The sequence below is a fragment of the Zunongwangia sp. SCSIO 43204 genome (assembly GCF_019904275.1).
In the GTDB taxonomy this organism is placed as follows: Bacteria; Bacteroidota; Bacteroidia; order Flavobacteriales; family Flavobacteriaceae; genus Zunongwangia; species Zunongwangia mangrovi.
The window spans coordinates 1,267,752-1,281,164 of sequence record NZ_CP063204.1 but is presented as its reverse complement, the minus strand read 5'-3'; the positions used below and the strand labels follow the sequence as shown (position 1 = coordinate 1,281,164).

Sequence of the window (13,413 nt, the reverse complement as noted above, 5' to 3'; positions counted from 1 at the left end):
ATCAGCCTTCAGCCAATTACTAACTTAAGGCGCCGGATTTGGATATTTTTCGTGTACTTTTTCGATATCTTCTAAAACCTCATCAGAAAGTTCAAGATCGATACTTGCAATATTTTCTTTTAGCTGTTCCATTTTTGTGGCACCAATAATATTACTGGTTACAAAAGGCTGCTGATTTACAAAAGCCAGCGCCATCTGCGGCATCGCTAATCCATGTTTTATCGCAACTTCTTTGTAAGCTTTGGTAGCTTCAACTGCGATTTCTCCGGAATATCTTTTATACTGCGGAAATAAACTTAGGCGAGTATTTTCTACAATTCCGTTTAAGTGCTTTCCTGATAGCGTTCCCATCCCAAGCGGAGAATAAGGCAGTAAACCAACATTTTGGCGATGAAGAACTTCTGTAAGTCCTATTTCATCTTTTCTATTCAACAAACTATATGGATTTTGAACCGTGATCATTTTTGGCAGATCATGAAGCCTGCTTTCTTCCAAAAATCTGCTTAAGCCATAAGCCGTTTCATTCGATAATCCAACGTGACGAACCTTCCCGGCTTTCACTAACTCCTGAAGATTTTCTAAAATGCTTTTAAAATTATCCTGCCACTCTTCATCTTCCTGATGTTTGTAACCACGTTTTCCAAAGAAATTAGTATTTCGCTCTGGCCAATGCAACTGATAAAGATCAAAATAATCGGTGTTTAACCGCTTCAAACTTTTATCGATCGCATCGTTAATTGCTTCTTTACCAAAGCCCATATTTTCCCGAACATGAGAAACCATTTCTGCCGGGCCGGCAACTTTAGATGCCAAAACGATATCTTCTCGCTTCTTTGCTTTCTTTAACCAGCTTCCTATAATTTTCTCTGTGCTTCCTTGCGTTTCCGGTCGTGCCGGCACCGAATACATTTCGGCTGTGTCCAGAAAATTTACTCCCTGATCTAGCGCATATTCAATTTGCTCGTGCCCTTCAGCTTCAGTATTTTGTTCTCCCCAGGTCATGGTGCCCAGGCAGATCTTGCTCACTTTAATATCGGTATTTGGTAAAGTTGTGTACTTCATAGATTTTATTTCAGAAAAAATGTTCGTCAAAAACGACGAATTTCAAACAAATATTAAAAAAGAAATGCCCTTCTGAAAACTTCAAAAGGACATTTCAATATTATTAACTTTCCCTAGAAAATTTATTTCCGTAGAAAAATTAGTCGACTTCGTTTAAAAGCTTGGTCACCTCATCTAATTTTGGTGTAAGAATCACTTCGATTCTTCGGTTCTTCGCTTTTCCTTCCGCAGTATCATTGCTAGCGACAGGCGCATATTCTCCACGACCGGCAGCGGTTAAGTTTTGCGGATCGATATTGTTGTTATTTCTAAGAATCTGCACGATAGCAGTGGCTCTTTTGGTTGAAAGATCCCAGTTATCTTTTAGCGGCCCGTTGCCGCCATAAGGAACATTATCTGTATGACCTTCGATCAATACGCTAATATCTGGATTTTGCGCCAGTACATTTCCCAATTGATTTACCGCCTGGCGACCATCTGCATTTACTGCCCAGCTACCAGAGTTGAAAAGCAATTTATTTTCCATAGAAACATATACTTTTCCATCACGTTGCTCTACGGTAAGACCTTTGCCTTCAAAATCTGTTAAAGCTTTTGAGATAGCATCTTTTAAAGCATTCATTTTGGCGTCTTTGGCTGCAATTAAACCTTCTAACTCGTTTACTCGTTTAGAGCGAGCTGCAAGATCTTTCTCTAGTTTTTCTAATCTCGCCTGCTCGGCTGCAAGAGCTTTCTCTTTTTCCTCAAGCTGCGCTAACAAGTCACGATTTTGACGAGAATTCTCTGCAATTGCTGCGGAAGAATTTTTCTCTAACGCATCGTACGAACTTTTTAAATTGTCGTAATTAGATTGCAAACTGGCAAGATCACTTTTAAGCTTATCCCTTTCAGCAGTAAGACTTTCGTGCTCAGATTTCAACTCTGCAAGTTCTTCATCTACACCTTTTAATCGTTCTAATTCTGAATTTAGCTCTCGATTTTCTCGCTTTAGATCGGCGTGCCGACTTTCAAGATCTTTATACACTTTTGAAGAAACACAGGAAGTAAGCATTAAAACACTTCCAGAAATAGCTAATATGGTTTTTCTCATTTTTTTAAAATTAATTTATTCAAGCTCCACTAATATAGGACAATGGTCACTATGATGGGCTTCTGGTAATATAACGGCACGTTTTAATTTTTCTTGTAATGGCGAAGCAACTAAATTATAATCAATTCTCCATCCCTTATTATTTGCTCTGGCATTTGCTCTATAACTCCACCACGAATATTGATCTGGTTCATCGTTAAAATATCTAAAGCTGTCTATAAAACCGCTTTTCATAAAATTATCGATCCATTCGCGCTCTACCGGTAAAAATCCTGAAACATTTTTTAGTCTCACAGGATCGTGAATATCTATGGCTTCGTGACAAATATTATAATCGCCGCAAATCACGAGATTCGGAACAACATTTTTCAGTTTATCGATGTACTCCTGAAAATCTGCCATATACTTCAGCTTAAACTCTAACCGATCGATATTTGTTCCTGAAGGCAAATACAAACTCATTACTGAAACTCCGTCAAAATCGGCTCGGATATTTCGACCTTCAAAATCCATATAATCGATTCCGGTGCCATATTCGATATGATTTGGCTCGGTTTTACTTAAGATTGCAACTCCGCTATAACCTTTCTTTTGCGCCGGATACCAGTATTGGTAAGGATAACCAGCTTCGGTAAATTCATCTAAATTTAACTGATCTGGATTTGCTTTTATCTCCTGAATACAAATCACATCTGGGTTTGCCTGCTGTATCCAATCTAAAAAGCCTTTTCTTACTGCTGCTCGTATTCCGTTTACGTTATAGGAAATTATCTTCATTTTTATCGATTTTGGGCAAAAATAAGGTGTTTAATTTTTAAAGCAAGATCCTATGATCTAACATCTCTATTTAACAATAAAACGTTTCACTTTTCCCACCTGCCTGGTACCAATCCTTACCAGGTAAACACCGCGTGCAGCGTAAGACATATCTAGATCGTAGATATAAGCATCACCGCTATTTTCTACTTTATTTTCGAGCATCTTTTGTCCCAATACATTATGCACCGTGATTCGTAATGTTTCGTCAAAACTAGTTTCCAGTACCACTCGGTAATGCCCATTAAATTCGTCTAAAACCTTCAATTCGGCTTCATTCAGAATAAAATCTTCAATATCTAACTCGCTATCAATAATATTTACTGAATAATCGTGCGTTGTCCCATAAGCCATAACATCACAAGGACTATTTAGATCGCCCTCATATCGCACATCCCCAGCCCTAATTCTTAGCAAATGTTGCCCTAGTGGAGCATTTTCTGGCAAGGTAAAATCGAAAGGAAAAGCTGTATTCGCCTGCGTTAAAGACTGTGAAGTAATTAATCGCTCGTCATCATCAAATTCACCATCATCATCCAGGTCGATCCACATAGAAAATCGCTCTTCATCACCTTCTGCCTGAAAAAAGGTTTCTACGGTTAACGTATAATTTTCTTCAGCTCGATCTAAATTGGTAGCATAACTTATAAAATCACCATAACCATCGGTACAGGGAATTCGTTCATTAAGAATATCACCAAGTTCAAAATAAGAAATACCGTCGCCAAAGTCACAATCTGAACCTTCTGGAATACAATTAAGGTTTGCTACGGAAGCTTCTTCGGAATCATTAGAAGGATCGAAATCACCCTGAAGTTGTGTTCCTGCAGTTAGCATATATCGGCCATCTACTGAAAGATTAGCGCTTTGCTGAAAGTTGTAAACTGCATCTGCCCCAACCGCAATTGTTCCCGGATAGGTTTCTTCTACCCGATTGTTACTTCCTACCTGATACCAAACCGGGATATCACTTTGTGGTTCGCCTCCAAAATTTTCTAAAGTGATCGAAACTTCTTCATTTCTCCCAAGATTTTCTGAAGTTACCGGGGCATTTACAGCGGTAACACCAACATCTCTTGGCGGTAAGTTTCTTATAATTCTAGAAATCGTATCATTAGCCGAATTTTGGTCGCCATCTAAATTTGTTTGAACCGCAATCTCATAAAACTCCCCTGTTTCAGAAAGATCTGCTGTTTCAGAAAAAGTGAAATCTACTGAAGAGGAACCTTCAATTCTGTCTGTATACACATCATTAACCGTTTCTCCGTTAAGGCGATAACTCACCGGAATATTAGATTGTGCGCTAACACCAAAGTTTCTAATCGTTACAGTAATTTGCTCATTTGCACCTAAACTTGCATCGATTGGAGATACGATCTCTGTAATACCAACATCTCTAGTTAGATCTGAAGCTAACCTAAAAACGCCTACATGATTAAGCCTATTCTCTCCCTGAAAATATTCGGCATTATGCCAAAAAGTGATCCCATCTGAAGGATCTACCGTTAGATGCGCATAATCACCATATCGTGAACTTGGGTTCGGGCTTTGTCCTTCAACCAGGCTTTGCTCTTCTAGCGTCATTATACCTATTTCGTCACCTTCGTATCTACCGGTATACCGAATAGATGGAAAAATAGGATCACCAGGACTATCGTCTAAAACCGTAAATCCCAAACCAATATTTCCTTGGTCGTCTATTCCTATACTTCCGCTAAATCGGTCACTTTTATCAGGTGCATAAGTTCCCTCTTGGTGAACGATCCAATCGCTGTCATCTCCATATTGACGCAATTCATACCATCGAATCCCGGCATGCTCGGCCTGGGTTGGATCTACATCGACCACAAAATTCAGCACTACCGAATTATGATCTAAAAATCTTCGATACTGCGTCATGTACATCATTGTTGCTTGCAATGCATCCAAATCTGGAGCGTTACCATGTTGCGCAAGATTGCTAAAAGCCCCTCCGTCAAAAGTTGCAGTAAATGGTGAAACTCCGCTTGCAGATCCTAACTGTTGCGATTCCTCTATAGTAGAATTATTTAAATTATCCCAGTCTACATTTATAAGCCAAATCTTTAAATGATCTTCTGGCACTCCCGCCCAGGCATCATCTTGAAGATAAATTATTGGTGCATTACCTCTTGGCGGCATATTATTTCCCATAGCATTAAATCCTGCCGGACTATAAAAACCATTGGTTTCGATACCCGGCAAAGGGAAAGAAACAACTTGAGCAGTTTCTCCCTGTAACATTTGGTCGCGCTCAAGAACATAGATCACCTGGCTTTGATCTGCCGTATTCGAATTTTTATTTGTGGTGATATAATAACCATCGCTCCACACTGAAATTTTTGGATAATCTGGCAGTACTCTATTTGTAGAAAAGCGGTAAGTGTACCAGCCATCGTTTACCGGATCTGGTCCTCGAGAAACAGCGATCAAAAAACTCTCTGGTGTATCACTAAATTGACTTATTAAATAGCGATCTGCAAATTGATCGTAAACTACGATAGGATCACCTAAAGTTTCATCTTCAAACTCTCCACCAATACTGGCTAAAGATGCCGGGGGCATTAAAATATTCCCCTCTTTATCATAAATTGAAAAAGCCGAATTCCAGGCATTTAAATAATGATTTAATCCAGCAACCCCTGTAGGATCTGATGGTGTAGATCTTGTCGTAACCGCATCAAAGTTTAAAATTGGCGCTCTGGAGGGGATTTTTCCTTTTTTACTTTGCAATGCTGCATCAACTCCTTTTGGATATCCTTTACCGGGAACTACTTTATTGATCCCACGATTTCTAGGATTGTATATTTTATGCTCATCTTTTGGAGGAACCAAACTACTTTCTGAAATAGCTTCAGAAAAAATAGCCTGAGCAGAATCTTTAAAAACAGGTTTGGCTATATCTTTTTGCGCATAAAAATTCAGTGTAAAAAAAGAGAATATCAGCAGAAAATAAAGTAGTTTACTATTCATCAGAGCATTTTAGATCATCGCACATTATTCAAAATTAAAGAATAATGAAGTATATCACCTAAAATTATTCAGCAATTAGCATTCTTATAAACAAAAAAGCAGGTGACCTGATCACCTGCTTTTCGATATTTTGTATTTCTGATTAAACCTAATCACGAGATCCCATAAAGATCCCAATAAAATAAAGCAAGGTAGCTAGAGAACCCAAAGCTGCCACAACATAGGTTCTTGCAGCCCATTTTAAAGAATCCTTCGCCGCATCATGCTCTTGTCTTGTTAGCATATTTTCGGTTTCCAGCCAGGCTAATGCTCGGTTACTTGCATCGTATTCTACCGGAAGCGTGATAAAACTAAACAGAGTTCCCATCCCAAAAAGTATAATCCCAATAAAGAAAATAGTAGGTCCTAAAGTGCTGGTGTAAAGCAAAACCAAACCTGCCAATATTACCCATTGCGATAAATTAGAAGCAACGCTAACCACTGGCACTAAGGCACTTCTCATCTTTAACCAACCATAGGACTTTGCATGCTGTACAGCGTGCCCACATTCGTGCGCAGCTACGGCAGCCGCAGCAGCATTCCTTTGAGCATAAACACCCTCACTTAAATTCACTGTTCTTTTGCTCGGGTTATAATGGTCTGAAAGCATTCCCGGTGTAGAAATCACTTTTACATCGTGAATACCGTTGTCATGCAACATTTTTTCAGCGATCTCTTTACCGCTCATTCCATTTTGCAAATGCATTTTGGAATATTTCTTAAACTTACTCTTAAGCTTATTACTTACGTACAGGCTCACGATAAACATGATTCCTGCTATCAAATAATATCCAATCATTTTTATTTCTTTTTCAACAATTATTAAAATGAAAATAACAAAAATCCAGCCATTTTGAATACTACAGACAGTTTGACAACTAATTTAAATACTAAATTATTCTTAAGATTTAGAATTTTAATTGATAAGATTTTTCAAATTAAGATATTAGCTATATTTGCAGCACTCATCTTTAAAACTAGCCATGCAATACAAAAGAGTACTTTTAAAATTATCTGGAGAAGCATTAATGGGAAACCGCCAATATGGTATAGATCCCGATAGACTGGCAGAGTATGCCGAAGAAGTTAAATCTGTAATCGACCAGGGTGTAGAAGTTGCGATTGTGATTGGTGGTGGTAACATTTTTAGAGGAGTTGCAGGTGCAAGTCGCGGAATGGATCGTGTACAGGGAGACCACATGGGAATGCTTGCTACCGTAATCAATGGATTAGCGCTGCAGAGCGCATTAGAAGATGCCGGCATCCAAACAAGATTACAATCTGCAATTAAGATTAATGAAGTTGCAGAACCTTTTATTAGAAGAAAAGCAATTAGACATCTTGAAAAAGGCAGAGTAGTAATTTTTGGAGGAGGAACAGGAAATCCATATTTTACAACAGATTCTGCTGCAGTGCTTAGAGCTATCGAAATTAAAGCAGATGTTATCTTAAAAGGAACACGAGTAGATGGAATTTACACCGCAGATCCAGAAAAAGATAAAAAAGCAACGAAATTCGATTTTATATCGTTTGACGATGTGATTAGAAAAGGCCTTAAAGTAATGGATACAACCGCCTTTACATTAAGCCAGGAAAACGAATTACCAATTATTGTTTTCGACATGAACACTCCAGGAAACCTAATAAAAGTAGTTACCGGAGAGAATGTAGGAACAAAAGTGAATTTATAAAAACCAGAAGATACAGTTTAAATAACACATCATGGAAGAGGAAATTGAATTAATCATAGATTCTGCTGAAGAAGGGATGCAAAAAGCCATTTCTCACTTAAACAAGCAATTACTAAATATTAGAGCCGGTAAAGCCAGCCCAAGTATGCTAGGAAGTGTAATGGTAGAATACTACGGTTCTTTAACCCCTTTAAATCAGGTTGCGAATGTAAACGCTCCAGATGCCCGAACAATTTCTGTTCAACCTTTTGAAAAAGGAAGTATTCCTAATATCGAAAAAGGAATTTTACAGGCAAACCTTGGTTTTAATCCAATGAATAATGGTGATAGCGTAATTATTAGCGTACCGCCATTAACTGAAGAGCGCCGTAAACAATTGGTAAAACAAGCAAAAGCTGAAGCTGAAGATGCTAAAGTTGGTGTAAGAAACGATCGTAAAACAGCAAACAACGAGCTTAAGAAAACTGATGTTTCTGAAGATCTACAAAAAAATGCTGAAGCAGACATTCAAGAACTTACCGATAAATACATTGCTAAAATAGATAGTATTTTAGAAAATAAAGAGAAAGAAATTATGACCATTTAATGATGGAAATAATTTCTAAAAAACATAGTCAAATTGGGATTGCTTTTTACTGTTTGTAGCGGTCCTAATTTGGCTTTTTTTGTGCATCTTTTTATCTGAAACTTCCCAGGAATAATATATGCGATTAGTTTGTACCTTTCTTCTTATTCTTACAGGATTTTTTGCCAATGCACAACAAATCCCGGGAAAAGTGATCAATGCGATCACCGGCGAAGCTTTGGCTTATGCTAAAATAAGTATTAAAGAAAGTAGCCCGATATTATCGAAAATCGACGGTAGTTTTCAGCTTGATCTAGAAGGAAAAAAGGCAGTAAAAATCTCAGTTTCTTATCTTGGCTTTTACACGCGAGATTTTAAAATTTCCGAAGAAAATAAAACAGTTTTACTTCAGCTTTATCCAGATTATGAGAAATTAAACACTGTTTATATTTCCTCTTATCGCAATCCTGCGAACAAACTTATCGAAAAAGCGATCGAAAACAGGGAAATTAATGATCCAAGAGAAGCTTTAGATGGTTTTGAGTATCGATCATACTCAAAATTCCTTATAGACAACGAGAAAAATCCTATCCAGCTTACTACAGATAGTACAAACAGTGAAATTGCTACTATCGTAAATGTTGCCAGGGCTTATCTTTCAGAAAAAGTTACAAAACATAACTACAACCAAAAACACGGAGGCAAAGAAGAGGTTTTAGGTTTAAAAACCGCAGGATTTAAAAAACCTATCTATGATGTTTTAAGTTTGGATATTTATCCCACCTCTTTTTATGAGAATAATTATTCAATTTTTCAAACCGAATATGCCGGGCCACTGGCAAAAAATGCCTTCAGAAATTACGAATATCGCATCCTGGACACTTTAAATGCAGAGCGACCAGCCTATTTGATCTACTTTAAACCAAAAAGAGAAGAAGTAATTGCCGGGTTAGAAGGTGTGATTCATCTGGATACTTTAAATTACGGAATACAAAAAACAGAAACCCGATTAATTGGTGAGATCGATCTTGAAATTCATGAAGATTATGATTTCGATACTGATAAAAAAGTTTGGCTTCTTAAAAAACGAGACATTAAAATTAGGCCTGGCACAGGAGGTAAAGATATATCGGTTTTCGGCGGAAATATTTCACTGGGCACCATACAGCGTCGTTTATCTATTTCAAGCATATTTAATAACGACCCGATCGATACCGATCTTTACCTGGACGCCACGACGGTAAATTACGATTATCAGCTGAACACTATTCCGAAAATCGAAAAGCCTTCAGCAGCAATCTCGGTTATTCCAGAAGCAAACCAACAACAGGAAGATTTTTGGAAGTCTAATCGAAAAGAACCTTACACCACAAAAGATGAAGCTACTTCTATTTATGTAGACAGCATTATTAAAACCCGAAATATCGAAAGAAAGATCGAAGTTAAAAAAGCAATGGCTAACGGCTATTATCCATTAGCTTTTTGGGATTTGCAGCTAAGTAAACTTTTTAAGTACAATAATTTTGAAGGTGTTCGCCTTGGAGTTGGCGGAAAAACTAACGATCGATTATCAAAAAAGTTTAATGTAGGCGGTTATTTTGTATATGGTTTTGGCGACGAGAAAGCGAAATACAACCTAAACACGAATATTTATCTTAATCGCTCTACCGGAACCAATTTAAAGCTGGGCTATACCCGAGATATAAAAGAAGTGGCTAGTTTTGATTATCTAAAAGCACCGCCAAAATTTTATCTAATCGAGCCAAGATTCGTAAATATTAACTTCTTTTATAATTACAAACAATATTACGCTGGTTTAGAACATCGTATAAATCCGCAATTATCTTCTGAAATTCGTTTTAGTCAAACCGAAGTTTTTAACGCCAGGGATTATGCATTTTTATACAATGGCGAGCTATATCCTGAATATACCGTAAGCACCGCCGGAATTTCTTTTAGTTGGGAGCCTTTTAGCGAATATCTTGAAACTCCAGAAAAATCTATTTTGGTTGAGCGCCACTACCCAAGGATCACAGCCCAGATCGACAAAGGTTTTGCTGATGTTGCAAATGGCGACTTCAACTTTTTAAGAACAGGCTTAAAATTAGAATATACGATTAGCAGGCTGGATCTTTCTAGAACCGAATTTATTTTGGAAGGAAATTATGCAACAGGAACTTTACCGCTAACGCATACATTTCATGCCTATCCAAACTCATCGAGGCAGGAAGCAGTTTTAAAACGATTCTCTGTTGCGGGAAAAACCAGTTTCGAAACCATGTATTATAACGAATTTTATAGCGACCGACTTGCGATGTTGCACATGAGACATCAATTACGACCAATAAAATTCTCTAATTTCTTTCAGCCTGAAATTGTATTAATTAGCAGGCATGCCATTGGTGATATTGGTCATATGGATCGTCACCAAAATATCGACTTTCAAAGTTTAGATCAGGGCTACTCTGAAGTTGGTCTAGAAATTAACAAGATCATCTCTGGGTTTGGACTTTCAACCGCTTATCGTTACGGTTCTTATCACCTACCTGGCTTTAGCCAGAACTTTGCTTTTAAATTCACCTTGAACATCAGGTTTTAAAATAAGCGAGTTTAATGCTCAAAAACCTGATTTTTAGGCTGTCTTTTGTTACCTTTGCGCGCGCTTAAAAATTACGCATGTCTAAGATTTTCACCTTTGGCTTTTGGAATTCTGTTGCCCGACTTATTTTACGTAACAGGATTGTTATTATTTTACTCATTTTGGCCACTACCGCATTCTTCGCATCGCAGTGGAAAAACATGAGATTTTCGTTTACCGAAGCCAATTTATTACCCGACGATCACGAAGTAAACCAGGAATATAATGCCTTTTTGGATAAGTTTGGTGAGGAAGGTAATTTGATCGTAATGGGAGTTAAAGACTCTACTCTTTTTACTGAAAAAAATTACCAGGCCTGGAAATCACTTAACGATAGTTTACAAAGTTTTCCTGAAGTAGATTATGCTATTTCTATAGGCAATCTAAACAAGCTTAAAAAATTTGAAGATCCTAAGCGCTTCGAGATGGTGCCTTTTATTACTGAAGCTAATCCAGATAGTCTACTATTAGCCACCTACGAAGATGAACTTTTTACTAAGCTTCCATTCTACGAAAACCTGGTGTATAGTGCACATTCAAATACGATCCAATCTGCTTTATATCTTAATAAAGAGATCGTAAATTCTAAAGCAAGAAAGGATTTTGTGATCGAAAATCTGGATCCTATGATCAAAGATTTTGAGTCTAAAACAGGTATCGATGTTCGTGTTTCTGGAATGCCTTATATCCGTACGCTAAACTCCCAGAACATTATTGACGAAATTGGTCTTTTTATAGGCGCTGCTCTAGCAGTTACCTCTTTGATCTTTTTCTTCTTCTTTAGATCGATAAGAGCCACAGTCATTTCGATGGTTACGGTTTGTATTGGTGTAATGTGGGCCTTTGGAACTATTGGTTTAATGCATTATGAAATTACCGTCTTAACCGCTTTAATTCCGCCGCTAATTATTGTTATCGGGATTCCTAACTGTATTTTCCTTATCAATAAATATCAGCAGGAAATTCAAAAACACGGTAACCAGGCCAAATCTTTACAAAGGGTTATCGCCAAAGTAGGAAATGCTACTTTGATGACCAACATCACAACGGCTTCAGGCTTTGCCACTTTCATTTTAACTGAAAGTAAATTACTGAAGGAATTTGGTATTGTTGCTTCGATAAACATCGTGGCGATATTCATCCTCTCATTGTTGATCATTCCGGTGATCTACAGTTATATGAAAATTCCGAAGTCAAAACACCTAAAACACCTTAACAGGCAATGGATTGGCAGTTTTGTAGGCTGGATGGAGAAAATGGTTCGAAATCATCGAATTGCAGTTTATTTTTCTGCCGTTGGCCTTTTAGCTATCAGTATAATTGGGATCTATAATATTAAAATTTCAGGAAGTCTTTTAGAAGACATGCCGCAGCAAGCCGACTTCTTTAAAGATGTAAAATTCTTTGAAGAAGAGTTCGACGGAATTATGCCACTAGAGATCTTAGTAGATACTAAAAGACCGCGTGGCGTTTTAAAATCTTCAAGCTTAAAAAGATTAGAAAGACTTGAAGATCTAATCGCTGAAGAACCAGAACTTTCACAACCTTTATCGATTACACGTTTAGTAAAATATAGTAAGCAGGCATATTATAACGGCAATCCTAAATATTACCAATTACCTTCATCCCAGGAACAAAATTTCATTTTGCCCTATACCAAGAACATGGAAGGCAATGATGATCTTGTAAACACCTATGTAGATTCTACCGGGCAATTTGCAAGGATTACCACCTTTATGAAGGATATAGGCACCGATAAGATGGAAAAGATCGAAGATAATCTTTGGCCAAAAATTCATAAGATTTTTCCAGAGGATCGTTACGAAGTAAGCATGACAGGGAAAGCATTGGTTTTCCAAAAAGGAACCACATATCTGGTTCATAATCTTGTACTTTCTTTATCGCTAGCTATCGTTCTAATCGCATTATTAATGGCGTGGATGTTTAGATCGTTTAGAATGATCTTAATTTCTTTGGTGCCCAACTTATTACCGTTACTGATTACCGCCGGAATGATGGGCTTTTTGGGAGTGCCTATAAAACCTTCAACCATATTAGTTTTTAGTATCGCCTTTGGAATTTCTGTAGACGACACTATTCACTTTTTGGCGAAATACAGGCAGGAACTTAAAGCCAATGACTGGAAAATTAAACGTTCGGTATATGCGGCATTAAGAGAAACCGGTGTAAGTATGTTCTACACATCGATCGTTCTATTTTTTGGATTCTCTGTTTTTATGATTAGTAGTTTTGGTGGCACGGTGGCACTTGGAGGATTAGTTTCGGCTACTTTACTTTTTGCTATGCTTTCTAACCTGCTGTTATTACCTTCTTTATTATTGTCTTTAGAGCGAAGTATCGCTAATAAAGAAACCCTTAAAGAACCTGCAATGCGCATTATTGCCACACCAGAAGATGAGGAAGAAATCTCGAAAGACGACGAGAATCACAAAAACCAGAAAATCGAAAACTAAAGCTTAGCCCCTTACAGGGAAAATTTTATCTTTGTTTCTTTTCTAAA

The 13,413-nt window shown here is 37.5% G+C and carries 9 protein-coding genes; 4 read left to right on the top strand and 5 right to left on the bottom strand.

Annotation, left to right across the window (positions count from 1 at the left end):
• Positions 1–24 precede the first annotated feature (24 nt).
• The 5 genes from INR75_RS05695 to INR75_RS05675 form a co-directional block, all read right to left on the bottom strand.
• On the bottom strand, positions 25–1,062 hold the full coding sequence (locus INR75_RS05695) for an NADP(H)-dependent aldo-keto reductase (protein WP_223091126.1): 1,038 nt from the start codon (positions 1,060–1,062) through the stop codon (positions 25–27).
• 139 nt (positions 1,063–1,201) lie between these two features.
• On the bottom strand, positions 1,202–2,152 hold the full coding sequence (locus INR75_RS05690) for an OmpA family protein (protein ID WP_092540038.1): 951 nt from the start codon (positions 2,150–2,152) through the stop codon (positions 1,202–1,204).
• 15 nt (positions 2,153–2,167) lie between these two features.
• Positions 2,168–2,929, bottom strand: coding sequence for an exodeoxyribonuclease III (locus INR75_RS05685; RefSeq protein WP_092540037.1), 762 nt, complete (start codon positions 2,927–2,929; stop codon positions 2,168–2,170).
• A 66-nt stretch (positions 2,930–2,995) separates the two neighbouring features.
• Positions 2,996–5,959 carry a GEVED domain-containing protein gene (locus INR75_RS05680; RefSeq protein WP_223091125.1) on the bottom strand — a complete coding sequence of 988 codons (2,964 nt, stop codon included), beginning with the start codon at positions 5,957–5,959 and terminating at the stop codon, positions 2,996–2,998.
• 148 nt (positions 5,960–6,107) lie between these two features.
• A complete protein-coding gene (locus INR75_RS05675; RefSeq protein WP_223091124.1) occupies positions 6,108–6,797 on the bottom strand; it encodes a zinc metallopeptidase in 690 nt (229 codons plus the stop codon).
• Between the two features lie 184 nt (positions 6,798–6,981).
• Here INR75_RS05675 and pyrH point away from each other — a divergent pair, with 184 nt between their 5' ends.
• The 4 genes from pyrH (at position 6,982) to INR75_RS05655 (ending at position 13,366) form a co-directional block, all read left to right on the top strand.
• Positions 6,982–7,689, top strand: a complete 708-nt coding sequence (gene pyrH / locus INR75_RS05670) for a UMP kinase (protein WP_092540034.1) — start codon at positions 6,982–6,984, stop codon at positions 7,687–7,689.
• Between the two features lie 31 nt (positions 7,690–7,720).
• Positions 7,721–8,275 (top strand): ribosome recycling factor, encoded by a 555-nt coding sequence (frr, locus tag INR75_RS05665; protein ID WP_084841145.1) that lies wholly within the window; start codon positions 7,721–7,723, stop codon positions 8,273–8,275.
• A 118-nt stretch (positions 8,276–8,393) separates the two neighbouring features.
• Positions 8,394–10,853, top strand: coding sequence for a DUF5686 family protein (locus INR75_RS05660; protein ID WP_223091123.1), 2,460 nt, complete (start codon positions 8,394–8,396; stop codon positions 10,851–10,853).
• 77 nt (positions 10,854–10,930) lie between these two features.
• Positions 10,931–13,366, top strand: coding sequence for an RND family transporter (locus INR75_RS05655; RefSeq protein WP_223091122.1), 2,436 nt, complete (start codon positions 10,931–10,933; stop codon positions 13,364–13,366).
• Positions 13,367–13,413: the final 47 nt, after the last annotated feature.

Bases quoted from the DNA above. Each gene is read 5' to 3' on its own strand.
- INR75_RS05695 (WP_223091126.1), bottom strand. From the start codon at position 1,062: ATGAAGTACACAACTTTACCAAATACCGATATTAAAGTGAGCAAGATC.
- INR75_RS05690 (WP_092540038.1), bottom strand. From the start codon at position 2,152: ATGAGAAAAACCATATTAGCTATTTCTGGAAGTGTTTTAATGCTTACT.
- INR75_RS05685 (WP_092540037.1), bottom strand. From the start codon at position 2,929: ATGAAGATAATTTCCTATAACGTAAACGGAATACGAGCAGCAGTAAGA.
- INR75_RS05680 (WP_223091125.1), bottom strand. From the start codon at position 5,959: ATGAATAGTAAACTACTTTATTTTCTGCTGATATTCTCTTTTTTTACA.
- INR75_RS05675 (WP_223091124.1), bottom strand. From the start codon at position 6,797: ATGATTGGATATTATTTGATAGCAGGAATCATGTTTATCGTGAGCCTG.
- pyrH (WP_092540034.1), top strand. From the start codon at position 6,982: ATGCAATACAAAAGAGTACTTTTAAAATTATCTGGAGAAGCATTAATG.
- frr (WP_084841145.1), top strand. From the start codon at position 7,721: ATGGAAGAGGAAATTGAATTAATCATAGATTCTGCTGAAGAAGGGATG.
- INR75_RS05660 (WP_223091123.1), top strand. From the start codon at position 8,394: ATGCGATTAGTTTGTACCTTTCTTCTTATTCTTACAGGATTTTTTGCC.
- INR75_RS05655 (WP_223091122.1), top strand. From the start codon at position 10,931: ATGTCTAAGATTTTCACCTTTGGCTTTTGGAATTCTGTTGCCCGACTT.